This window comes from Priestia sp. BR_2, assembly GCF_041954005.1.
GTDB classification, from domain to species: domain Bacteria; phylum Bacillota; class Bacilli; order Paenibacillales; family Paenibacillaceae; genus Paenibacillus_AQ; species Paenibacillus_AQ lautus_A.
In genome coordinates, this window is sequence record NZ_JAVFHM010000351.1 from 157,578 (window position 1) to 183,035 (window position 25,458).

General features: G+C 53.4%; 16 protein-coding genes. 8 read left to right on the plus strand and 8 right to left on the minus strand.

The features are described from left to right. The first annotated feature begins 170 nt into the window (after positions 1-170). A complete protein-coding gene (locus RB298_RS32460; protein ID WP_486050408.1) occupies positions 171-2,438 on the plus strand; it encodes a helix-turn-helix domain-containing protein in 2,268 nt (755 codons plus the stop codon). A 129-nt stretch (positions 2,439-2,567) separates the two neighbouring features. Here RB298_RS32460 and RB298_RS32465 read toward each other — a convergent pair whose 3' ends face one another. Further along, a complete protein-coding gene (locus RB298_RS32465; protein WP_486050586.1) occupies positions 2,568-3,761 on the minus strand; it encodes an acyltransferase family protein in 1,194 nt (397 codons plus the stop codon). Positions 3,762-3,942: 181 nt separating this feature from the next. On the opposite strand from RB298_RS32465, the gene RB298_RS32470 reads away from it, so the two are divergent. From RB298_RS32470 to RB298_RS32490, 5 genes are all read left to right on the plus strand, one after another. Next, positions 3,943-4,875 carry a helix-turn-helix domain-containing protein gene (locus RB298_RS32470; RefSeq protein WP_090910641.1) on the plus strand — a complete coding sequence of 311 codons (933 nt, stop codon included), beginning with the start codon at positions 3,943-3,945 and terminating at the stop codon, positions 4,873-4,875. 204 nt (positions 4,876-5,079) lie between these two features. Beyond that, positions 5,080-6,387: an ABC transporter substrate-binding protein gene (locus tag RB298_RS32475; protein ID WP_486050410.1), complete on the plus strand. Its 1,308-nt coding sequence runs from the start codon at positions 5,080-5,082 to the stop codon at positions 6,385-6,387. Between the two features lie 86 nt (positions 6,388-6,473). Continuing rightward, the gene (locus tag RB298_RS32480; RefSeq protein WP_012819401.1) at positions 6,474-7,424 is read left to right on the plus strand and encodes a carbohydrate ABC transporter permease; all 951 of its coding nucleotides are present in this window, start codon (positions 6,474-6,476) and stop codon (positions 7,422-7,424) included. 1 nt (position 7,425) lies between these two features. Next, complete coding sequence (locus tag RB298_RS32485) at positions 7,426-8,250, plus strand: carbohydrate ABC transporter permease (protein ID WP_090910644.1); 825 nt, start codon at positions 7,426-7,428, stop codon at positions 8,248-8,250. 139 nt (positions 8,251-8,389) lie between these two features. Next, positions 8,390-8,929 (plus strand): GNAT family N-acetyltransferase, encoded by a 540-nt coding sequence (locus RB298_RS32490; RefSeq protein WP_486050413.1) that lies wholly within the window; start codon positions 8,390-8,392, stop codon positions 8,927-8,929. A gap of 96 nt (positions 8,930-9,025) precedes the next feature. On the opposite strand, the gene RB298_RS32495 is transcribed toward RB298_RS32490, so the two are convergent. Together RB298_RS32495 and RB298_RS32500 are read right to left on the minus strand one after the other, a co-directional pair. Continuing rightward, complete coding sequence (locus RB298_RS32495) at positions 9,026-9,535, minus strand: GyrI-like domain-containing protein (protein WP_192569466.1); 510 nt, start codon at positions 9,533-9,535, stop codon at positions 9,026-9,028. 56 nt (positions 9,536-9,591) lie between these two features. Then, on the minus strand, positions 9,592-10,542 hold the full coding sequence (locus RB298_RS32500) for a helix-turn-helix transcriptional regulator (RefSeq protein WP_486050415.1): 951 nt from the start codon (positions 10,540-10,542) through the stop codon (positions 9,592-9,594). Between the two features lie 237 nt (positions 10,543-10,779). Between RB298_RS32500 and RB298_RS32505 the strand changes: the two genes are divergently transcribed. Further along, a complete protein-coding gene (locus RB298_RS32505; protein WP_452517396.1) occupies positions 10,780-11,262 on the plus strand; it encodes a PH domain-containing protein in 483 nt (160 codons plus the stop codon). Then, entirely contained in the window at positions 11,255-12,934 is a 1,680-nt protein-coding gene (locus RB298_RS32510) for a PH domain-containing protein (protein WP_486050588.1), read from the plus strand. The genes RB298_RS32505 and RB298_RS32510 overlap by 8 nt, the downstream gene beginning before the upstream one ends. On the opposite strand, the gene RB298_RS32515 is transcribed toward RB298_RS32510, so the two are convergent. The 5 genes from RB298_RS32515 to RB298_RS32535 all read right to left on the minus strand — a co-directional run bounded on the left by RB298_RS32515 (position 12,929) and on the right by RB298_RS32535 (position 25,204). Next, a complete protein-coding gene (locus RB298_RS32515; RefSeq protein WP_012819394.1) occupies positions 12,929-13,567 on the minus strand; it encodes a TVP38/TMEM64 family protein in 639 nt (212 codons plus the stop codon). The two genes, RB298_RS32510 and RB298_RS32515, sit on opposite strands and share 6 nt — an antisense overlap. Before the next feature lie 116 nt (positions 13,568-13,683). Continuing rightward, the gene (locus RB298_RS32520; RefSeq protein ID WP_486050418.1) at positions 13,684-17,274 is read right to left on the minus strand and encodes a family 10 glycosylhydrolase; all 3,591 of its coding nucleotides are present in this window, start codon (positions 17,272-17,274) and stop codon (positions 13,684-13,686) included. 332 nt (positions 17,275-17,606) lie between these two features. Then, positions 17,607-18,602 (minus strand): Gfo/Idh/MocA family protein, encoded by a 996-nt coding sequence (locus RB298_RS32525; RefSeq protein ID WP_486050420.1) that lies wholly within the window; start codon positions 18,600-18,602, stop codon positions 17,607-17,609. A 37-nt stretch (positions 18,603-18,639) separates the two neighbouring features. Continuing rightward, positions 18,640-18,966 (minus strand): antibiotic biosynthesis monooxygenase family protein, encoded by a 327-nt coding sequence (locus tag RB298_RS32530; protein WP_096775216.1) that lies wholly within the window; start codon positions 18,964-18,966, stop codon positions 18,640-18,642. 163 nt (positions 18,967-19,129) lie between these two features. Then, the gene (locus RB298_RS32535) at positions 19,130-25,204 is read right to left on the minus strand and encodes a phosphodiester glycosidase family protein (RefSeq protein WP_486050422.1); all 6,075 of its coding nucleotides are present in this window, start codon (positions 25,202-25,204) and stop codon (positions 19,130-19,132) included. Between the last annotated feature and the right edge of the window lie 254 nt (positions 25,205-25,458).

The following is a 25,458-nucleotide window of genomic DNA, read 5'->3' on the forward strand; positions in this document are numbered from 1 at the left end:
TTGGATGGAAGGGCGGAAGCCGCGTTTTCCTAAAGCAATGCTTAAAATCTAAAATATTGACTATCCCATTTTTACGAAAGATTAACACGATTCGGGCACATTCCTTAATACTTGTCCTATATAATGTTATGAAACCTGGAACGTCAGAAAAATACAAAGGGGGGAAGACTGTGAATTGGATCCGGCATAAAAGCCACAGTGTATTCTTTAAAATTTTTCTGAGCTTTCTGGCCATCATCGTGTTATTCGGATTGTTCTATGCGGTTATCTTCCAGCTCTTCAAGACCAGCCTGCAAAAAGAAATCATCGATAACAGCCAACGGTCGGTTCACGATACGGCAGAACGGTTCAACAACCAATTCAGCAGGCTGCAGGTATTAATGTTCGATATATATAACCAGTCCGAATTAATCGGCTTCAATAATCAGCTTCGCCACCAGACCGGAAACGAAGTCAATTACTTGAAGGCCCGAGATGTGATGATGCAGATGCGGAGCGATATCTATAACCCGCTGTTCTTTCTGGAGGACACCCTGATCTATCTTCGGGAGTTTGATTTTGTGCTCAGCAAATCCGGGAGCGGCGATGCTGCCTATATGTTCAATCGTTCCTATACGAGTCCGATGTACCCTTATTCGTTCTGGAACGGTTATACGGGCGATTCGGAATCCTTCAAGCTCCTCCCTGCGTCAACCTATCGAATCAACAACGATTTGTCCGAGAAAACGCTGATGCCTTTTGTTTACAAGCAGCCGGACAGTCCATATGAGGTCATTGCCCTCATCGATATCGATAAGGCCGCCCAGTCCTTCTTCGGCGAGTCGAACGATCGCGCGCTTGCCATTCTGAATGCCGAAGGCCAAGTGCTGTACACGCTGGGCTCCATGAACCAGGATCAGCTGCCGCCGTTCGAGGCCGGTCAAAAAGCCGTGCTGAAGGATGGGACCTACTATTTTGCGGAAGCCGGGTCCGACGGATTGACCTATGTCTCGGCCGTACCTTACAGCCATGTCTCTTCCCAGCTGAGCCGGTTAACCGGCGGATTGCTGCTTATTTTCTGCCTATCGCTCGGGGTAGCGCTTGCTGCATCCTATTTCCTCAGCCGGCGGCTGCATAAGCCGGTGAAGCAGATCCTGACGACCGTGCTGAACAGAGCCAGCAGCTCGGCGATGCCGGAAACCGGCAGCGTCACGGAATACGACCTGATCCAGAACCGCATTCAGGAGCTGTTCCGGGAGAAGGAAGAGATTCGGGACCGCATGAACAAACACAAGTCCGTCCTGACCAGTTACTCTTATATCAGTCAGTTGAAGAGCATCAATACCGATATCAGCGAATGGGAGGATTTCCTGTCGGATGACGGAAGCTTCATCGTGGTTCTGTACCATATCCGGTTCCGGATGAATCCGGTCTATGAGCTTCCCCTCCAAACCGATCAGGCCGTCCGTCATATGCTGGAGCATATTCATCTGATCACGGCGGAGCGCTATCCGGGCTCCCATACGTTCCAGATCGAGAAGAACGAGATCGTCTCCATCTTCAAACGGGAGGAAGCGGCCCGCCTGGAGGAATTGCTGCTGGAGATCAAGGATATGCTGAACGAGGAGAAGGAATTGTTCCTGGTCACGATTGCGGTCAGCTCCCAGGTAAGCGATTCGTCCGAATTCAATCAAGCCTACCATCAGGTCAAAGGATTGACTGCCCAGGCTCCGCTGCTCGAGGAATCGCAGATCGTAACCATGCAGCGGGTACTCCCTACCACCGTCAACCTGAGCCCGCCGCAGGAAAAAGGACTGCTCGACGCGCTGCAATCCGGCAGCCATGGCCGCTCCCTGCAGATCATCGACCAAGCGCTTGAAGCCATGCAGCGCAAGGAGGCCGGCATCGCGCAATTCCGTTTCTTCGCCGATTCGGTGGCTTCCAAAATTCTAAGTTATATGGAGATGGCCCAGATTGACAAAACCTCCGTCCAATCCTTGAAGCAGTGGAGCGCAAGATTGGCGGAATGCCATTGTTTATCTGATTACCAAGGGGTATTCCGTCAGCTCGTCGAAGCCTCCTGTGCCCTCATCCGCAAGAAAAAGGATACCGGGGAAGAGCCGCTTATCGCCATGTTCATGAACATTGTCCATAACCAGTATGCCGATGATCTGTCCCTGGACTATCTGTCAGCCAAACTGAACCTGTCGAGCGCCTACCTCTCCGTTTATATCAAGGAGAAGACCGGTCTCAACTTCAGCGATCACCTCCTCGGCATCCGCATGAACAAAGCGAAGGAGCTGCTGGCGTGCACCGACCTGACCGTCAATGAGATCAGCCAGCGCGTCGGCTATCTCAACATTACCTCCTTCAACCGAACATTCAAGAAGGCCGTCGGCATGACGCCGGGCGCATACCGCAGGCAGCATGTGTTGCAAACCCATGCGAGCGGATCCTGAAGAAAAAACAAAAAGAAAACCTTCTCTTTCTCGGCATGGACCGGGCGTAAGCCCGGCCGGTATCCCGGAAGAGAAGGTTTCTTTGCGTTTCATTGTTCGCTCACAAGATGGAGGTAACCGAATCTGTATTTAGTCGGCCTTTATGGTCTGTTCCGTTTGTATTTGGTCCTCCCGTCTTCTCAGTTTCCCAGACGCGAATAACGCTTTGTTCCACCTGGATAACCCGAGCAGAATCCGGGCATCCACGAGCCGGTAAAACCAATGGGCCACCGCGGCGATAACCGCAAACGTGAGAATCGTGGTAAGCAGCACGCGGGGACCATAACCCAGAAACGGGCTGAGTTGCAGAAATACATAGCTTCCGAACGAGCAAATCACCGTAAAGTGTACGAGGTACAGCGAGAACGAGATTTTACCCAAATAAGCAAAAAAACGATGGCTGAATATCGACTGCATTCGGCTCGAACGCAGCAGCACCATCAGGATCAGGAATGATCCGATTACATGGTAAAACACAAAGAAATCGAAATCGGCAGTTCCCCACTGGAGGATCGAATATACCGTTCCTTGCGGTGCGACGTAGGGATAGGAGCCTAAGTAAACACCGGCGCAGAGCAGCAGAAGCTGGATCCAGGACCGATGAATAAATGCCGGCCGCTCCCTCCCGCTGTTCTTTACATCGCTTAACAGCATACCCAGGACGAATCCCAAATAGTAGGAATCGATGAATAAACAGATGAGGATTGCATACACAGCATAACGAATCCAATGGCGGCCGCAAACAATCAGAAAAACGAAGATCATGAACGAACCGAACAGCTCGTACGTCATCGTCCATAGCACGGGATTGTACTGCGAGCCATAAGTAAAAAAGGTATGGAACAAGCTTTCCTTCAGCATAACCAGCAGATTGGCGTCCGCGGCAAACGGATCGGGCATCGAAGATAACGTCATCCCGCGTATATTGTCATAAGCCCCGAGATCCCATACGAGGATCAGATATGCAAGGAAAACGGATGCCAAAGCCGGCACGGCCAGACGAAAATAGCGGCGGATGGCGGAAGAATAAACGATGAACCTGTCCCCTGTTCCAAAAAAACGATAGCTGAGCACGTATCCGCTGAGCACAAAAAACAGGCAGACGGAGAAGTTGCCGTTAAACAGCAGATTGAACGGCGTTCGCGCCGCAATCCCCTCAAAAGCGAAATGCTCGATCTCCTCCCTCCCCTCAAAAACCGACGGTGCAAACACTTGAAAAAAATGAGATACCACCACGATCAAGGCAGCGAGCCCTCTCAAGCCGTCCAAATATACGATTTTCATAAACAACCCCGCGTTCCCCTATGAAATAGGCTGATAATGTGACCTATATTTCTCAGGGAGGAGGAGGAATTCTGTACACGATCCGGATGTTTTAGGGATAATCATGTTTAAGAAAATGGCTGTCACCTAAAATGAAAGCGTTTTCTTAAACTAAAGGAAATCAACAGGGGAGGGAATTTATTTGAGTATTTATTGGAGTCAGGTCGATATTGAAGAGCTAACGGGATCAGGTGTCGTTTATTTTAACTCAAAGATGGAGATGTTGGAAGGTCTTCCATGCAAAATGTATAAATTGACCTATCAGCAGAGCCTGTGGACGCATTGCCATGATTATTTTCAGATATGGTATGTGGCAAAAGGCGCTTTCCTGCACACCGTCCAACAACAGGTATACGAGATACGCAAAGGCGATATTTTTGTTATTCCTCCATTTACCCTGCACAGCGTAAGCATTTCACCCGATGAGGACATCGAAATTTACGGATGCGAATTCATGCCCTCCTTCGTGAACGAGAGATTTCAGGAACAGCCGACAGACCATGCCTTTTTCGATGTGGCCTTTCTGGAATACTTTCTGCGCAAGGAAACGAATGCCCAATCCCAAATCACGCTGGACAGCGTTACCGACGTAACGGTTCGAAATGTCCTGAAGGATATGCTGATCGAATACGAGAGACGCACCCCTTTTTTTCAAATCTCGCTCAAGGCCAAGCTGCTTGTGCTTCTCTCGATTCTGGCACGGCAGGTTAACGGCGAGCTGCTGCGTGAAGGATTCGAGAAATCGGAGAAATACCGGGAAATCATGACAAGAGTCGTTGATCACATCCATAACCACTACCAGGAAGATATGAATTTGAATGATCTATGCAGCCTATCGAATTTATCAAGGTCCACGTTCTGCATCCTCTTCAAAGAATGGACAGGCAAAACATTCAACCGTTATCTCACCGACCTGCGGATTCTGCAGGCCATGATGATGCTGAAGCAGCCGGAGTTATCCGTAACGGATGTTTGCTACTCCACCGGATTTAATGAACTCTCCTATTTTTGCAGAATCTTCAAAAAGTATACGGGCATCTCTCCCACCGACTTTCGTAAGCAAGCGATGAAATAGAGTGTTCAATGCCATACGATAATCCTATTTTTGAACACGATAGTGAAATGAAATGATTTTTTTACATGCTACGATATCCATAATTCTTACAAATAACTGGATCAGGGCCGGTTGTTTAGTCAACTGTGTTGGGGAGGGAATTGATAGAACTTCAATGAATGACGTTGCACGATTGTACACGATTGCTCAAGGGGAGGAAGAGGAATGAAGAAGAAATCATGGATCTGGAGCCTTATTCTATTATTCTCTATCGTAACAGGATGCTCGGGCGGTAATGCGCCCCAAGCAGGCAGTGATGCTGGTGACGAGCCATCCGATAATCCGCCTGCCCAGGATGCCGTAACGCTCGACTTCTGGTACGGATGGACCGGACCGGAAGCGGAGGCGTTGGAAGCGTTGATTGCCAAGTGGAACAGCGCCAATCCCGACATTCAAGTGAAGGGCTTATCCCAAAGCGATTACCAGAAACAGCTTACCGCGATCACCGGGGGCAATCCTCCGGACATCGCATCCCAATTCGGACAAAATGTCGTGCCGTGGGGACTCCGTGGCGCCATGATGCCGCTGGATGATTATATAGCGAAGGACGTCGTCGATCTTAAGGACTTCGTGCCGGCTGCCCTAAGCACGTCCCAGCATGAAGGCAAGACGTATGCAATCCCGACGGCCATGCACGTGTCCATGCTGTTCTACAACAAGGATATTTTGCAGGAAGCCGGTTATGACGGTCCGCCGGAAACGATAAGCGATTTGAAAGAGTATATCAAGAAGCTGAGCGTCGCTCAGGATGACGGCCGCCTCCAGCGGCTTGGATTGTGGCCGGGCATGGATGCGTATACGTTCAGTTATGCCTTTAACGGATCGTTTTATGATGAAGCAACGCAGCAGGTGACGCCTGATCATCCGGGGATCCAATCGGCCATCAAGCTCTCGAAGGAGATCTGGGATCAATACGGTTCCGATAATCTGGACCGATTCTCCTCCGGGCTCGGCCAATACATGTCGGCACAGAATCCCTTCTTCTCGGGCAAATACGCGATGACGATTGACGGAGAATGGCTGCCCACCTTCATCAAGCAATACTCGCCTGATCTGAACTACGGCATAGCTCCCATTCCTTATGATGAGAGCAACCCGGAACTTAAAAACTCCGGAAATGTAACTACCAGCGTATTCTATATTCCGAAAGGCGTCAAAAACCCGGACGCTTCCTGGAAATTCATCAAATGGATGACCGAGCCGGAGCAAATGGCCGAGTTTACGGCTGCCCTCGGGAATCTCCCGACGCGAAATTCGGCCTTCTCCAACCCACTCTACGAGGATGTGCCAGGGTTTAAGGAATTCCTCGACTATTCGGGGAGCGAAAACCTGAAGTCCTTCCCGGCTTCTTCCTACGCGAACGAGTACATGACGGAGTTCAGCGCGCAATATGACGCTATTCTCCGAGGCACCGTCAGCATGGAAGAAGGCTTGGACAAGGTGAAGGCCAAGATTCAGCCGCTGGTGAAATGATGAACCAAGCAGGCTCTGTCCAATGCAGCGATGGGTTGGGCGGGGCCGCTGCCTAAATATTTTGAAGCGGAAGGAGAATCGCGAAGATGAGAGTCTCCACAGCAAATCAACGAAAGCCCGTATCAGGCTGGTCCAGGAAGGAGCGTCATTATGTGTATCTTGGCCTGGCGTTCGCCTCTCCTTGGATCATCGGGTTTCTGGCTTTTACCGTCTATCCGTTCTTCGGTTCGCTCTATCTGAGTCTGACCGAGTACGATTTATTCAGCCCTCCCCAGTGGGTGGGGCTGCAGAATTACGAGCAAATCCTCGCGGATGACCGCTTCTATAAGTCGCTCGGTAACACCTTTTTCATGGCGTTCATATCCGTGCCGATCACGCTGGCCGTCTCACTGCTGATTGCCGTGATGCTCAATTTCAAAGTGAAGGGGATCAATTATTACCGCACCATCTTCTACCTTCCGTCCGTCATACCGATCGTTGCAAGCGCTCTATTGTGGACATGGATGCTGAACCCCGACTTCGGGTTGGTTAACATGGCACTTCGCACCCTGGGTTTAACAGACCCGGCGTGGCTGCTGGATCCGCGTTATACGAAGCCGTCCCTTATCCTGATGAGCCTGTGGGGCTCGGGTGCCGGCGCTTTAATCTTCCTGGCCGCCCTCCAGGGCGTGCCAAGGCAATATTATGAAGCGGCTCAGGTGGACGGAGCGAACTGGTGGTACCGCTTCTGGAAGATCACGGTCCCTGCCCTGTCCCCCATCATTCTTTTTCAGCTCATCATGGGGTTGATCGGCGCCTTTCAAATCTTTACGGAATCGTATATTTTGGCTGGCGGCAAGGTGGATGGAAGCGGCTCATTGGGCGGGCCGGAGCAATCGCTGCTGTTCTATGCGGTCAATTTGTATCAGGAAGCCTTTGTCTTTCTGAAGATGGGTTATGCCTCGGCGCTCGCCTGGATTCTGTTCATCATCGTGCTGCTGATTACGTTCATCCTGTTAAAAACGTCGGGCCGCTGGGTCTATTACGGAGGTGAGTAACATGGCTGTCAGGTTGCGGGTTATCTTGCCGCATGTAGTCCTTCTTCTATTCGCTGTGATCTTCCTGTTTCCATTTGTATGGCTGGTGATGACCTCGCTGAAAACGCCGGAGGAGATACTCGAGTTCCCGCCGAGCATTTTCCCGGAGACGTTCCAGTGGTCCAATTATAAAGAGGCGCTTTCTGCCATTCCGTTTACCCGCTACATGATGAACACGTTTCTGATTTGTATGGTGAATATCATCGGCCAGCTATTCTCTGCACCGCTGGTAGCCTACTCGATTTCCCGCATCCCCTGGAGGGGCCGGAACATCATCTTTACCATCGTCGTGGCAACCATGATTCTGCCGGCTCAAGTGCAGATGATTCCGCAGTACATCATCTTCACCAAGCTCGGCTGGGTCAATACGATCATGCCGCTTACCATCGGCGCATTCTTCGGGGCGCCGTTCTTCATCTTTTTGCTTCGGCAGTTTCTGCTTGGCGTGCCGACCGAATTGTCCGAGGCAGCAAAGATCGACGGGGCTTCGGAGCTGCGGATCTATATCAAGATCATTATGCCGATCCTGAAGCCGGCACTGGCCACCGTTGCTTTATTCTCTTTTGTGTGGTCGTACGTGGATTTCATGGGACCGCTCATCTATCTGAACGATTCGGCCAAATGGACCATCACCGTCGGCCTGCAAAGCTTTCAGCAGGACCACGGGGCGCAGTGGGAGAAACTGATGGCGGCATCCACCATCATGGCGATTCCCATGATCCTGATCTATTTCTTCGGACAGAAGTATTTCATGAAATCGGGATCGGCGTTGACCGGGTTTAAATAATGGGTTGAATGAAACCTTCTCTTCCATGGCAGTTAGGCCGATCAGGCCCGCTGCGAATATGGAAGAGGAGGTTTTTGTGCTGATCGTGCAGAAATAAACGATGAAGAAACGATATCAATAGACATAAAGGATGAGATTAATGACTTATCATATCACTGCCATGACGGAGGCGTTTGCCGATCAAATCATGTCTTGGAACTATGAACCTCCCTATGACTTCTACGACAGCGGACAGGATGAGGAGTTTCGAAGAGAGCTTCTGGAATGTTCGTATTACGCCATACTGGACGATGAGCAGCAATTGATCGGTTTTTGCTGCACGGGTTCATCAGCCCAAATACCGATTGCGATCCCGTTAGGGGCATACGATGAGGATCTGCTCGATATCGGACTCGGCATGAAACCGGAGCTGACGGGAAAAGGCTTGGGACACAAGTTCCTCTACTGCGTGCTGGCATCCATGGGAGAACTTCACCAACGCAAATCGTTTCGGCTGACCGTAGCCCGATTCAACGAACGAGCCATTCGCCTGTATGCCAAGCTTGGCTTCTCGGAGGCTGCAACGTTCGATAAGGGCGGCACCTCCTTCATGACGATGGTCAAAAAGCCCGGGGCATCTTCAAACAGCAAGAAGGGCATCTCGCAAGATCCAGGATCTTTTGAGACACCCTCTATTTGATGTTGACAACCATCGGTTGGCCCGGATCGGATCGTATTCCCTTTGGATCGTCTTATCAGCTCCAGGCACCCGAACCGGTCTTCCGATGCTTCGCGGCTATTCAATTGCGATATATACGTTCACCACAGTATTCGCAGGATCAAACTGCTGCATGTCATAGCGTTCGTAATCGCCCGTATAGGTTCTTTTTTCCGCCGCTTGGTCGAAGTAGCTCCAAATTTCATGCCATACCTCAGGCACGATCTCCATTAAGGGGCCGCGTCTTGTCCGGAATACCAAATACCTGGATGCAGGGACGGAGGCTTGCTGAAGTTCACTGGAGGTTTCGGCAGCCACGTCTTCATCTATCCTGTTGCCGATTATTAAGGTATACGACCCGGATGCGTCGCTTTCGTAATCCGTGTACAACCCATAGATGGCTTGATCCTTATCAGATAATCGTGCCTGCAAGCCGCTTTGGAAATACCGATCCCATAACTGCGGTATTTTGCCTTGCGGTCCTGCCTCCGCTTCGTTTGTCGTTCGGACGCCGACGCCCTGAATGGACATGGCGGGTCTAGTTTCGATCCATCGTTCACTTTGATTCTGCTGTTGACTATGACTCATAGTTGTTTCCTCCTTGAGATGAATATATCTCTATTCTAAAGAGGTAACGTGGACATCTATCTGTCCGGGTTATCGTAACGCAGCAGCATCCGTTTCGCCCTTCGCTTCACTTCCTCGGCTGCTTCGCCCGGAAGCTCAACCAGCACTTGATCCCCGAAGCTCAGAATCATGCCGTAAAACCACTCGTCCAGCTTGTATAACACATGAACGCGCAAAGATCCGTCCGGGTTGACGGTCACTTGTTCCGGCGGAAACATATCCGCCACCCGCTGACGCGCGGCAGCCTCGAATAGCAGCACGGTCTCCTGCTCCCGAACATTGGACCAGGAGGAGTCCCATTCCAAACGTTCCTTGCCGGGCCATGGCCTTGGCTCATACGCTTCGCTCAGCATCTTGATATCCTGCATGCGCGACAACCGGAAGAGGCGAAAATCTTCCCGCTCCAGGCAAAAGGCCTGCACATACCAAACATTGCCCTTCAGAAACAAGGATGCCGGTTCAATGGTTCTTCGCTCCGCGCTGCCTTCCGCATCGATATATTCCATCTGCACCCTGCGCTTGTCATGAATGGCTTGTTTGAGCAAGCCCACGGCGGGTTTCAGTCCCTGACGCTGTCCCCAAGGCTGAAAGTCCATGACTACGGGCTCCTTCCGATATTCATCGCCAAGTCCCTGCTCTACCCTGCGCAGCAGCGCTTTGATCTTCTCCAGCAGCATGCCCATCTGCGGATCCTCCAGTGCGCTGCTCAGCCCCTTAACGGCTGTAACCAAGGTGCTCATCTCCTCGGCGGACAGCCAGTACTTATCGATCATATAATGCTCCATGATCTCAAATCCGCCGGTGATCCCCTGGTGGGCAACAATCGGAATGCCGGCTTTGCACAGCGTATCCATATCTCGGTATATTGTCTTGCTGGATACCTCGAACCGATCCGCCAGTTCTTTGGCGCTCAGTCTCCCACGGTTAAGAAGCAGGACGGTTATGGCTAACAGCCGGTCTATTTTCATGATCAGCCATCCTTTCTTCTCGATCATTTCATCAGCTTTCTTAACTCAAGCTTAACAGAATCGGGATGTGTTCATGCAACCGTTAGGTCTGGTTCAGATGATCGTTAATCTGTTATGCTACAATGATAAGCACGGCAAGCAAACAGGGGCGGAATGAAACGCGGTTTTCCCTAGCAACGTAGACATACATATAGGTAAGGAATGATCGAATCTTTAACATCAAGGAGGAACCTACATATGGACCATCGGCTTGACGCCATGCGCAAGTGCCACCCGGACTCCGTCACGATCTCCCGCATAACGGGCTTCATCACGGACGGAATTATTATGCTCGCTGCAGCAGCTTATCTGATCATCGCGGCTATATTCGGATGGACCCTCATTCCCGGGTGGATCACCATCGGACTCCTGGTTCTCGGAGCCTGGTTTACTTGGGCCGTGCCCTCTTTCACTTACAAACAATTCGGCTTTAAAGTCAGCGAGGAGGAATTGGAGCTTCGCTCCGGCTGGATCTGGCTCAGCGACACCCTCGTTCCCATGACGCGGGTGCAGCATGTCGAGCTGGAACGGGGGCCGCTTCTTCGCAAATACGGCTTAGCCAAGGTCAAGGTCGTCACGGCCGCAACGACCCATGTCATTCAAGCGCTCAAGCTGGAAGAAGCGGAGGAGTTAAAGAAACAGATCGGCGAGCTGGCCAGAGTGGTGGATCATGATGAATGAACCGACAAGACTGCACCGGCTGTTCATCCTGTTCCCGCTCGTAGGCAGCGTAAAATCGCTCATTCCGATCGCAGCCCTGGTATCCATCAAATTCCTTAACGGAAAATCGCTGCGCGACATCCCTTGGTATTGGCTGTCCGCCGCCATCGTCATCCTGGTCTCCCTTCTGCTCCTGTACGGGTATCTGAAGTGGAAACGCTTCGTCTATACGCTGGAAGAAGACAAAATCCTCATCCGCCGCGGCGTGCTGTTCCGGGAGGAAATGTCCATTTATACGGGCCGCATCCATTCCATGAATATGGAGCAGCCCTTGCTGCAGCGTTTATTGGGGCTTACCCAGGTCCGGATCGAAACGCCGGGCAAAAAGGAAGGCGGCGGCGGCATCCTGCCGGCCGTCACCAATAGCGAAGGCGAACGGCTGCAGCGCTGGCTGCGCGAGCAAACCCAAACCAGGCAGGCGGATCGCGAGGTTCACCCAGCTGCGGAAAACTCCGGCCGATCCGGTCAGAGCCTTTCCTCAGAGACGGAGAGATCGTCCGTTCCTTCTCCGGGGACCCCGGAGGCTTATGAATCCGTTCACCACCCGTCGTATCATAACCGGGACTTCGAGAGCGTTCCGTTGATGGATTCCGAATCCGACGCCGCCGGCAGAGAAAAGGCAAGCCGTCCCATCCCGGCCGAGGAAGAACGCAGCACGCTGCTCCAGCTATCCTCGGGCCGTCTGCTCATTGCCGCTCTATCCTCGCCCAACCTGTCATTGGCTTTAGCCTTTGTGGGCGGTATCGTGTCTTTTGCCGACGACCTGCTGCCGGATCGGATGTACCAATCGCTGTTTCAATCGGCAGGGAAGCTGCTGCCCGGCAGCTGGATCAGCATCGCGGCATTGGCGCTCATCGTGTCCTGGCTGCTCTCGGCCGTGCTCTACACGATCAAATATGCCGGATTTACCGTCGAGCGTTTCGGGAAACAAATCTCGGTCAGCTGCGGCCTGCTGGAGAGAAAAAGACTGCTATTCTCCCCGGAACGCGTATTGGCCATAACCGTAAAGGAAGGCGTATTCCGGCGATGGTTCGGTTACGCCGAAGTGAAGGTTCATGTGCTTACGTCAGAGTCCGAGAAACATTTCATGCTGCATCCTCTGCTGAGGACCGGGGATATCCCGGCGCTGCTGAAGCGGGTTACGCCTCAATTCAGCGCTCAGGCCATTTCGGCTTCGCCGCCGCCCCGCGCCAGATGGATGTACGTCCGCTGGAAGCTGGCTTTTGCCGCAGCGGTCAGCGCCGCATGCATTTGGTATTTTGACAGGCTCGGTTTATTGTCGCTCCTGCTGCTTCCGCTCTCGTTGGCCTGGGGACTTCTGTCGCACCGGGATTCCGGACTGAACCTCACGGGTAAACAGCTTACGATCCGCAGCCGCTTCATAGCAATGTCCACCAGGTACATACGCCGGCCGCAGATCATTGCCATGGAGGTCAGCGGTACCCGCAGGCAGCGTAGAAAGGGGCTTCTGTCCCTTCAAGTGAAGATGATATTCAGCGAAATCAACGAGAGTTTAAGCGGAATGGAACAGCAAGAGATCGAAGCCGTACGGGCATGGTTCCAACAGAAAAAAGGCGAGACCTTAGCACCTCCGGAGCGAAGCGGTCCCACCTCATCGATCGAACGCCTATAAGCGTTTGGCCTCCGTTCTTCCCGAACGGCCAAAGCCCGACAAGCGGTAAACCAGAAGGGTTACGGCAAGAAATACGCCATATACGCCTATGGTTATTAGGATATGGGAAGGATTGGACATCAAATTGTCTCCTACCATCGAGAACAGCAGCATGGCGGGAATTTTGCCCAATGCGGACGCCAAGCTGTACGATACGAACGTTACCTTGCTGAGCGCTGCGTACACATTGATGACAATGGAAGGAATAAACGGGATCAACCGGGTAAACAGGATGGTCAAAAAGGCGTTCCGTTCAAACATCGTGGTCACTTTTCCCAGGCTGTTGTAACGGTGAAGCGCCCGGTTGCCCCATTCCTGATAACCGTAGCGGATGAACATGAACATCAGGATGGAAGCAGCTGTGGAGCCGACCCAAGTAACCATCCCGCCGATAACCGGACCCAGGGCCGCCCCGATTACGCCGCCGACAACGGGATAAGGGATCACCGGGAACAGAGCCATGGCGACAGCGACGAGCATGATCAGCATGATGCTGTCTGTCGATCGAATCCATGCCAATATGAACTCGCCTTTATAGTAAATAAGACCACCCACGGCAACGTAGACAAGTGCCATTCCTAATTTTTTGACCATGCACCACACTTCAAGACATAATGCCTCTATTGTACCATGGAGCATGTCGATTGGAACAAGCAGCAAAAGGGACGTCCTAAGGCATTATGCCTAAGGATGTCCCTTTTTTACAGGTTCTACAATTTCAACAGGTTGTGGATGATGACCGCTGCCTGAGCGCGATTGGCGATTCCTTTCGGCATAAACCGGTCATTGCCGGTGCCTTGTATCACGCCTTTCTCGGCCAAGAGGGCAACCGCGTTCCTTGCATAGCCTGCAATGCTGCTGCCGTCTTTAAACTTCGCCAAGGTGCCGTTCTCATCCTCTGCCTTCATATCGGTGAATAATGTCAGCGCGTTGGCGCTCATGATCGCCATTTCCTGGCGGGTGATCGGCCGGTTCGGATCGAATTTGCCGCCACCGATTCCTTGAGCTAGGCCGGCATCTACCGCAGATGCGATGACGGTATAATGCCAATCGGTCGGCTTCACGTCAGTAAATTCCAGGTCGGCCGCCCCCGTCAGCTGGAAAGCCCGGACAAGCATGGCCAGGAATTCGGCTCTTGTCACCGATTTCATCGGCCGGAACGAATCCTGTCCCACCCCCTCTACGATGCCAAGCGCCGCCAGTTCCTCAATCGCCGCTTTTGCCCAGCCAACGCCGTCCACATCGCGGAACACCGGAGGTTTCGGCGGCGTCGGCGGGTTGACCGGCGGTGTCACCGGAGGCGTTACGGGTGGAGTCACCGGCGGTGTTACCGGTGGATTCGGTTTCCCAGGCGGAGTGACCGGCGGTGTCACCGGCGGGTTCGGATTCCCCGGCGGGTCAACCGGCGGCTGGCCGTGGTCCCCCGCTTTAATCGTTACGGAAGGGCTCGGGGCGCTCTCGTTATGCAAACGATCGACAGCCGTCACCACATACGTGTAGGTTTGTCCCTTTACAACGGTACGATCAACAAAGAACTGCGTCATTCCGGCGTTTTTCCTGAAAGTCCCTATTAAATTCGCCGGTAACTGAACGCTGCCGGTTTCCCGACCGTTAAAGCGATAAACCGCGTAATACGTCTCGTCGTCAGACGAAGACCAGCTGAGCTTCACGCCTTCCTGTACTTGGTCGGCCTTTGGCTTCTTGGTCGCAGCCGGTGCCTCCGATTCAATCCAAGGCATGGCCGGGATGAGCGCCGGGTATCGGTACAAATCGTTTTTCAGTCTGTCCGTAAATCCAAGCGCGTTGTCCTTAAACCATTTGGAGCTGAAATACATGCTGCCCCGAACTTCCTCGAAGTTTCGATTGTATTGGATCTGGTTCGGCATTTCGTCGGGATTGGACCAGTCGGCATTCGACCCGATTCTATATACGGCTTGTCCGCTGTACAGATGAACGTTCTTGCCGGACACGATCCCGCTCCACCAATCGATCAGCTTATCGTAAGCCGCTGCGGAGTACCCGATGTTCCAATAAATCTGCGGCGTGATATAGTCGATCCACTCTTCTTCGACCCATTTCTTCGAATCCGCGTAAATCGCATGATAACTCTCGAGTCCCGTCGTTTCGGAGCCGGACGGATCGCTGGATTTGTTTTTCCAAATACCAAACGGGCTGATGCCGAATTTCACGTAGCCCTTCTCCGCCTTGATGGCTTCCTTCACGTTTTGAATGAAGGTATTGACGTTATTTCTTCTCCAATCGCTCTTGTTCGTAAAGGAGCCCTTGTACTGATTAAACGTATCCGTATCCGGGAAATCCACGCCCGTTACGGGATACGGGTAGAAATAATCGTCAAAATGCACGGCGTCGATATCGTAATTCCGAACGACCTCCATGATGCCGTCAATAATGAACTGCTGCGCCTCCGGCACCCCCGGATTGAAATACAGCTTGCCGCCGTATTCCTCGACCCATTCGGGATGCTGTCTGGCCGGGTGATCCGCCACCAGCTTGTTGATGTCTCCCTGCAGGCTGATGCGATACGGATTGAACCAGGCGTGGAACTCCATGTTTCGCTTATGCACTTCCTCGAGCAGGAATGCCAGCGGATCGTAACCCGGATCCTTGCCTTGTTCACCTGTCAGCCACTCGGACCAAGGCCCGTATTGGGACGGGTAAAAAGCATCCGCCGTCGGTTTGATCTGCATGATGACCGCGTTCATTCCGGCATCCTCCAGTTGATCGAGCAGCTGAATGAATTGCTGCTTCTGCTGCTCCGGATCGGTAACCCCTTTAGCCGGCCAGTCGATATTATCGACGGTGGCGATCCATGCCGCCCTCATCTCGCTTTTCGGATGCCGTGAAGCTTCATTCACGGTGATATAGAGCGAATCGGTCTTTCCTTGGAACGCGGCTGTTATTCTAGCGGAGCCTACCTTCAAACCGCTCACCACCCCTTGATCAGAAACCGAAGCGACGTCCGGGTTGCTGCTGGTAAACGTAACGCCCTCCTCTATGGTCTGCGGTTCAGCCATCCATGAGTACGTGGCGGATACCACCGTTTCAAAAGAATCTCCAACCGTCACGGACGTAAGCCCCTGAAGTTTAATGCTTTGCAAAACAGGAACCGGATCCGTTACGGTAATGGTATGATGAGCGGATGCTCCCCGGTAAGACGCCGTAATGGCAGCCGTCCCTTCGGAAACCGCGGTCAGTCGACCCGCTTGATCGACCGATACAACGCCAGGCTGATCGCTTGTATAGCTAATGCCTTCGGTCATCCACACCGGATCCGTCTGGTTTCCGTAGACGGAGTAAACCACGCTGGTTCTCATGTTGTCGGTAACGCTAGTCTCCATATGAAGCGGCCCGGACACCAGCAATTCATGGGGAGCCGGGGCATCCGCCGCCACATGCAGCTCCAGCTGGGCTTTTGGCGCATCGCCGTACTCGGCCGTGATGGTCACCGTTCCCGGTGCCAATGCTTCAATGGTGTCGTATGTAGCGCCTGTCACGGTGGCAACGGATTCGTCGCTGCTGGTCAGTTTCACACCGGATGTCAGCAACGTTGGCTCCGACTGTCCTTCATAGGTTGCATACACTTGCGGTTTGACCGCTTCACCGACGCCCATAGGCGTCAGTCCGCCGATGTCGAGCCCATATACCGGAGAAGCCGTATAGAAGGCGGACAGCCTGTCGAAGTATAAGGCACCTTTGTTTTTATTCGTGTCTTTTAATTCGGCTACGTAGATTTGATTCACTTTGAGAGGAGCCTGAATGGTAGAGGGAATGTTTAATTTGACGTATTTCCAGCCCTTCCAGTTAAGACCGGAGGTGGCTGTAAAATCAACGGTATGCTTGCCGCCGGAAGAATCCTGAAGCTGTGCACGGAGCCAGTGGTTGCCGCCGTCGCCGTAAACCCACAAGCCGAGTGCCTTCGGTGATCCGGGAACGCTCCTGCCTGTTGATCCATCCGGGTCTCTGAAATTGAGATAAGCCGCCGAGGTGCCGGATTCGCTGCCCACAAAATCATAGCTTAAGGCTGCAGCGTGATGTCCGTAATAAATCGGCTCCGGCCTCCCCGCCAAATCCAGCTGGGCCTTCCCCCTTGCGGAAGACGCAAATAAATTCGTTACCGATTCGAAATCCTCCAGCACCGCTGCTTCCGGCTGTCCTGCGCTTGCGTTCGTTTCAACGGAATTGCCCCAAACAGACACGGCCGAGCTGAGCATCACGGCGAATGCCAACGTCATGGACAGAATGGACTTACTGCTTCGATAGACACGCCTTTTGGTTATCATTCATCAATTCACTCCCTATGGTATGAGTGCTTGCTATCCGAACCGAAGCCCGATTTCCAGCGAAATCGCTGCCGCTCACCTCCGATCATGCGACTGAAGTAGATGACGTCATGCTGATGTACCTGTATTCATCTCTATCACTATCATATTGAAATTTTATTTCAAATTTCAATAGTTTTTGTAAAATATAATTTTAAATCTCCGGCAGGAATTTTAGTCCGCATGACGTACAATGACCAAAAAAAGCCAATACGAGGCAAAGCCCGTATTGGCTGCTTCAAACCATTCTTTTATTTCGTATACTCAAGAAGCCCGATCATAAGCGTCACGGCTTAACCTTCCGAAGGATACTTCAATCCCCACTGCCCCCGGATCTGATCCAGCAGCCTCATAATCGCAAGCGATTCGTCCAGCGGCATCACATCGCTCTCGAGCCGCCCTTCCAGCAGGCAGCGTCCCACTTCGTAAGCCTCGAAGCTATATCCCTTCTCTTGACGATCATCCTTCACAACCACCGGTTCCTCGCCATCGACATGAAGCGCAGCGGATGTCGCGTTCAAGAAGGACGGAATGTGGATATGCCCGTTGGTGCCATAAATATAAGCTTCATTCGTCAATCCCAGCCGGATCGCCCCGTTTAACGATGCCGTCTTGCCTGATTCATAGGATAGAATAACGGAGAACTGCTCATCTACGCCCGTCTCGCCGATATGCGCCGTACTCCATATCTTCTCGGGCTCGGCTCCAAAGATCATGGCCGCAAACGACACCGGATAAATGCCCGCATCCAGCAGCGCGCCCCCGCCGAGCTCCAAATTCAGCAAACGGCCCTGCGGATTCCAGCCGCTCCGGAAACCGAAATCGGCCTTCACCAGCCGGACGTCGCCGATAAGACCGTCCTTCAGCCATTCGCGCACCTGCCGGATCGGCGGAAGGAAACGCGTCCACATGGCCTCCATCAGGAACAGCTTATGCTCCCGTGCTGCTGCGACTAACTCCTCCAGCTCATCCCCGTTGATCGTAAAGGGCTTTTCGCACAGAACGGATTTGCCTGCTTGGAGACACATCAGCGCATGGTCCCTGTGCATCGGATGCGGAGTCGCTATGTACACAACGTCGACATCAGGATCCGACACGAGCTCCTCGTAACTGCCATACGCCCGCGGTATATCGTATTTCGACGCAAACTCGCCTGCACTGCTGGCCGTACGGGAACCGACCGCCAGAAACTGAGCATTGTCCACATACGCCAAATCGGCTGCAAACTGCTCCGCAATCCAGCCCGTCCCCATAATTCCCCATTTGACCTTGCCCGGATTCTGCACCATAAAACTCCTCCTCTTCCTCTCCATGATCTGGCCTTGCCTAAAGCTTATAGAAGCTGTCCCGCTCCACCTTGCAAATTCGCAAGCCAAAGCTTTCATACCACTCGTTCTTGCCCCGTTCCTGGGCTACCTGATGAGCCGCGTTCTCCTTCCATAAACGTATGGACTCCAGGGAGTCCCAATACGAAACCGTGATCCCGAGACCCTCGTCCCGAGCGGATTCCACCCCGAGATAACCGGGCTGCTGCGCAGCGAGCTCCGCCATTTTATCGGACATCGCTCCGTAACCCCGGTCGCCCTCCGTTCGTTTGGACACAAAAATGCAAGCATAATAAGGCGGCTTCGGCGTATTCGCGTATTCCGTCATCCTCTTCCCCCTTTCCGGTTACTCAATAGGTGTAACTTCGGCTAACGTTCGTTCATTGACCTTGTATATCATTATATCGGAACTTCCGCCATACTTTAACCTAAAAAAAGCCTCTCTCCTCTGCGAAGTTCTACAGTGGAGAGAGGCGATATTCGCCTAAGCTTTACTTCAGCTTATTCAACAGATTATGGATGACCTGCGCGCTTTCCGCACGCGTGGTCAAACCTTCCGGTGCAAAACGGCTCGGCGCATGGCCCTGAACAAATCCGAGGGCATGCGCGGTTTCTACCGCTTCGCGAACCCAGTCCGGAGACTCGGCGAGATCGGCAAATCCGCTTCCCGCGCTGATGTTCTCCTGCTGTTGTTTCATCGCGTGGGCATAAGCGCGCACCAGCATCGCCGCCATTTCCTGGCGTTTGATCGGGGCGTCCGGTGCAAAACGGTCTTTGGCAGTTCCGTTCACGATGCCGGACTGGGCGGCCGCCGACACGGCCTCGGCGTACCATTTGCCTGAAGCTACATCGGCGAACGGCGCAGGTCCTTCTGCCTTAAGATCCAGCAGACGAACCAGCATCGCGGCAAACTCGGCCCGGGTCACTTGCTGCGCCGGTGCGAAGCGGTCCGCGCTGACGCCTTCGATGAGCTGCTTCGCGGCCAAATCTCCGATCACCTCCGCTGCCCAGAACGAGGATGGCACATCCGCAAAGGTTTTCTCGTAATCCAGCAAGCCGTAAGCACTGAAATGGCGGATTCCCGCGGCCATGCGGCCGTCTTTGTTTACACCGCCTATATACTCCAGCTCTCCGCTGCCGGATACATAGTACATGGAAATTCTTTTGCCATGAGCATCTGAAGATAAAGGCAGTTCTAGCATAATTGGATGATCGAATTCGGTTAAGCTGTAGACTTTGCCGTCCGCTGTCGTCAGTTTAAGCTCGAACTCCAGCATGGCTCCGGCTGCTGTCAGCTTAGCGCCGGAGACGCGGGCAGCTTGCGCGATCCGCTGCTTCATCTCGGCCTCCGTTAATGTGACGGCACTCAGTTTTATCGTGCCCTTCTCAAGCTGGCCGGCATCTGCAAGGGCGCCCAGCTGGCGAAGCACTTCGGCCGGGATCGTTAGGGACAAATTCTTCCCTTCAAGATGGATCGAACCATCCTTGAGGATGTCTGCTGCATTCCCTGGCAGCGTGATATCCGTAAAGTTTCCATCTACCGACAAGCTCACTTGCCCATTCGACAGTTTAGCTGCAAGCTCGTTGGCGGATAAGGTGATGCTGCCTGATGACGGCGGTGTCACGGGAGGCGTAACCGGTGGCGTTACCGGCGGCTGCACGGGCGGGTCTACCGGCGGCTCCGGTCCCGGATCGGGATTCCCTCCACTACGGGTGATCACCTTCAAATCATATTCCGACTTAAACCCTTCATAGGTTGCCGAAATAACGGTTGCCCCTTCTGCCAAAGCCCGTACCGAGCCCTGTTCATCAATGGAAGCTACGTCCGGCTTACTGCTCGCATAGGTTATGCCTTCGATTAAACGGATACGGCTGCCGTCGGTATATACCGCCTCGGTTACCGTCTTATCGGTATCCCCGACCTTCAGCTCGGATTTGCCGCTTAAGAGGATCGATTCGATGCTGCCGTTCGGGATTCGGTCTACCGTAATACTCACGTCTGTATAAACGTCCGGTGCCGCCGTGCTGGTCGCTCTGACGACGGCATTGCCCAGCCCTTGAGCCGTCACGATGCCGTCTGCGGATACGCTGATGACGTCATCCAACGGTTCGGAATGGTAGACGGACCATACAACGGTTTGTTCTGCTCTGCGTGGTTTCACTTGAGCCAGCAACTTTTGGCTCTCGCCTACAGCTAGCGTCAGCTGGTTTGGAGTTACTTCAATCCGCTGCGGCTCCGGCTTCGTATCCGATTTCGCCAAAGTAAACTCATCCACGACGCGTCCGTCAACCGTTTTGGTTACGTAATAAAGCTCGTCTCCCTCCACTTCGATAGAAGCATACATCTGTGTTGGTTCATCGTCGACCACCTCATGCCAGCCCCGCTCCGTGTGGGAGTAGAATTTAGGACCTGACGATCCCGCCACGACGTAGGTCGTGCCCTTCCCGTCCGCGGCGATCTGGTTGTTCATCATCGGGTAGGAACGAATATAAATATGATCATGTCCGTTTAACACGAGATCCACGCCGAATTCCTCCAGCACCGGCGCCCACAGGCTGCGTACCTCGGCGGAATCGTAGATGCTGCCGTATGGACCGCGGTGGAACATCGCGATGGTCCAATCCTTGTCATTGCTAGCCAGATCCTGCTGGAGCCACTTCTTCTGCTCCTCCAGCTGATACTCGCTGTTCAGCATAATGAAATGAACGTCCTTGTAATCAAAAGAGAAGTTCGTTCCCTTCAGGCTGTCCAAGCCATTGCCCGGCTGGTTAAAGTGAGCCAGGAAGTCTCCGTTTTCCTTCGTCCCCATCACTTCATGGTTGCCGATGGCCGACACTAACGTCGTATTCAGGAAATGCTTCTGGGCTTCGTCGAACCAATAGTTCCACTGCTCCTCCAGGAAACCCTTGTCCACCATATCCCCGGCATGGACCATGAATTCGGCGTCCGGATGCTCGGCTGCCGCCTTGTCGATCGTATTCCCCCACAGCTCGAACTCTTTGGCGGTGGATGCCTGGGAATCCGCAAAGTATAAGAATTTCGTTGTATCTCCCGCAAGCTCTGTCGTTTTAAACGAGCCTTGTACACTGTAATGGCCTTGGCCGTCACCGACACGGTACACATACTCTGTCCCTGGGTCAAGACCGGCCGCCGTCGCTTTATGGACGCGGACCGTCCCCAGATCCAAGGTATGGTACAGCTCGCTGGCACCATTGAACTTCTGGACGTTCGGCGCATCGAAATCCGTGAATTCGGATTGCTTCGCTAGTTCCACGACGGTCCCCTCCGTCGCCGGGTCCGTGTGCCAGTTCAACATCCGCGACGTGGCCGGATCTTCTCCCATGCCCACGCTGATGTTGAAAGGAGTCGGGCTTCCAGCCAGTGGCGAAACCTTGAACTCCAATGCCGGACTGTATTGATTGCCTTTGACGGCCTGCACGGTATACGTCTTGACCTGGGACGTCAGCGCCCCGGTCTTCAGGATACCCGCCGCCTCCGTTGTTCCCACCGCTGCCGAGTCTGCCAAGATCTGTACGCCTTCCACAGGCTGCCCTTGGGCATCGGCAACTTCGAACACCGTTTCGTATCCCTCTACGATTCCTTCCTCATTCCAGCTCAGCGCATAATGCGTTGCGATCTGCGATTCGATCGGAAGACCATAGAACGAAAATTCGGTATTGCCCGTATCGGTGAAGGATACCGCCCCGGACGTGAGCGCTATGATGCTGCTGCCGGTTGCGTTCTTTTTCACGTCGTACCGGATTTGGCCGATCCAATCCGTATCCCGCAGGGATGCGGTATGGATGTCCTTCCAGGTCACTCTTACCTTTCCTGTTGTACCGTCGATGCTTGCGCTAACCTGGGATGCAGTCAGCTTGTCCCCCGGTATGAGCTCCAAATTCTCCACTTTGGTGGGATCGAATTGGAAATCGACATGGCCGCTGCGGATTTGGGATGTCTTCACGCCCCCGATATCCAGCGTATAACTGCCGCCAACATAGATCGTATCCGGCGTATCGTACACCACCTTGGCTGCACCGGTATTTACGGTGAAGTTCCATTCCTCGGTCGTTTGGTTGCCCGACAGATCACGGACGGTGACTTTGGCTTGATGAACGCCATCGGCGAGCGGGACGCTCGGCGTGTAATGGATTCTTCCTTCCGGCGGATACAGGGTATGCTGCACCAGACTGCCATCCAGATAGAATCGGATTTTGTCCGGATCGATCAGCGTCGTTCCCGGGTGCGCGACAGGATCATAGCCGGCATCCTCGGCATACACGGTAATGGTCGGCGTGTTCTCTGTAATCTCCGCACCGTCGGCCGGGGAGAATTTCTTCAGAACCGGCGGGTCGATATCGTCGTTGGCAGGACCGTACAATGCCCGAATTTCGTCCACGTAGATGGCACCGGCGTCTTTTTTCGCGGCCTGTGTTTCCATATATCGAACCGGCATGTCCATCACCAGCGGAAGGGTTCTTCCTTTGGGCACGGACGCTTCGAGATACTTCCATCCCTTGAAATCGACGCCGACCGTCTGATCGGTGAAATCGAGCGGGATCGCACCCTTGCTGTCACGAATTTGGGCACGGAGCCAGTGCGCGTTGCCGTCTCCGTAGACCCACATGCTGATTTTCTCCGGATAGCCCGGAATTTCGATATTGTCCGCGGTGCCGTTCGTCTGCAGATAAGCACCGGAGGTACCGGTCATTCCGGTAAAATCGTACTCCAGCTTCAAGGCGCCATTCCCGGAACGAATATAGGTCTCGTCGGTTTCAATGGATACCTGGGTCGACTTGAACTGCGCACCGGCGCTTGGTTTATAACGGCTAAGGCCGTTCTCGAAATCTTCGAGCATGACCGGCGGAAGACCGACGTTCACTTCGATTGAGTTCTCGATTTGACCGTACTTCACGAAGATTTTGCCGCTGACGTCCTGCTTGTCCGTAGCGGTAAACGTTCCGTTGCCGTCAATCGTCCCGATATCGCCTTCGGTACGCCACTCCAAACGGCTATTGTCGGCCTGGATCACTTGACCATTGCGAAGCGCCGTGACCTTGAGCGTCTCGGTCGAGCCGGAAGAGAAGGTCTTCACGGCGTCGGAGAACTTGAGCTCAGTCAGCTCATCAACGACTTCCAATGCGGCTTTCCCTGTCAGATTACCGGATTGTACGGATACCTCGATCAATCCAGGTTGGTTGCCTGCCGTAAACGTGCCGCTGGCGTCGATCGTCCCATAGGCTGGGTCAACGCCCCAAACCGCGGCCTCCGTCATTTTCGCCGGATGCAGATTCTGGTCCACGGCCGCCGTTTTGAAGGTAGCGGATGAACCGGTCAGCACTCTTTCCAGCGTCGGTGCAACGACAAGTTTATCCGCCGCTCCTTCAGGCGCTTTGTTCACCAGCAAAATGCCGTTGGCCGTTTTGCGTTCCCCGCCGTCAGAAGGCGAGTTGAGCACCTTGCGCTCCGTTTCTCCCGGCAGGCGGGCAACGAAGGTAGCCGAACCGCCTCCGTCCAGATTCAGTGCGTTAACCACGCCAAGTTCCTGCAGCATTTCGCCAAGCTCGATGTAGTTAAGCCCTTCACTGAACCCCGGCTGGCGGCCATCAACCTCGAACAGCACGACGGAGCCGTCCGCTTTGGTTCCCACCACCGTTCTGGGGTGTACAGCCGGATCGGTATGCTGCTGCACGACCCCATCCTTGACCAGCATCACGGTACCGCCAATCGCCATCGTGACGTCCTGCCACTCGTTATCCAGCTGAAAACCCGCCGTCACTTCATCCCCTGCCTTCAGCCCGGCAAGCTTGCTCCGCTGCGAGCCCGATGCGGACAGAACCACTTGACCTTGGCCGATCGGCGAATTTCCCTGATCCTTAACAACCGAGACCACCTTCATCGTCAAGGTCTCCCCGCTGGCGGCCCTGCCGCTCACGATATCCAGAATCACTTCGTCTCCCAGATTATTGGTCATCGTGGTGGCATTGAATTTTTCGGTATAAAGCACAAGTGCGTCCGTCCCTCTTAGACGGTTGATAGAGGACAGGCTGCTGACCGTTCCGCCTATCGTCACGTTTTTCGTTAATTTCGGACTGCCGTAGAGGCTCGTTCCGTCCTGTTTAATGCCAAAGGCGTTCCGGCCGCTGGGCGGATCCGTCAACAGCTCTCCGTCCCCCATGAACAATCCGAGCGGAATTCCGGTGGACATATCGTAGAAATCTCCGTTCACCGCCGCGATGACGCGATTGCCTGCCTTATCGGCATCCGACGCCATTTTGCTGACTCCCTGCATGCCGTATACCTTGCCATCGGTGAGACCCGGCTGAAGCTCCAGATTTCCTTGCGATGGATCAAATTCCACCATATGGACCTTCTGCTCGCCGCTGCCTTTTTGCATATTCGCCCACGTGTATGTAGCCCCCGGCCCGATCTCCATCTGCCGCATATCAATGACCGATGCAGCGGCGGCCGCTGTGCCGGCAGCAGCTTGTCCTGCGGGAAACAGCAGCGATAGAAACATCACACCGCTGAGCAGCGATGATATTCTCTTTTTGCTCCTTAACATGTACATGAATTCCTCCTTCTCTATGCTTGGACTCTGGTTCCTCTCGGTTGTAAGTCCGCTCATGAACGAAAGACCTACTCGGGAGTATAGCGCTCGCTTGTTAATTCCACCTCCAATCTGTGTTAAGACGAGGTTAACTCTGCCGGTACCGGCTTTACATTCAGTCATTAGCTGGAAGGGCTGCAAAAAAGTATGCTGCCGATTCGTATTTACCGCTTCCGACGAACGAAAATAACCCGTCTTCTTCCCTTCAT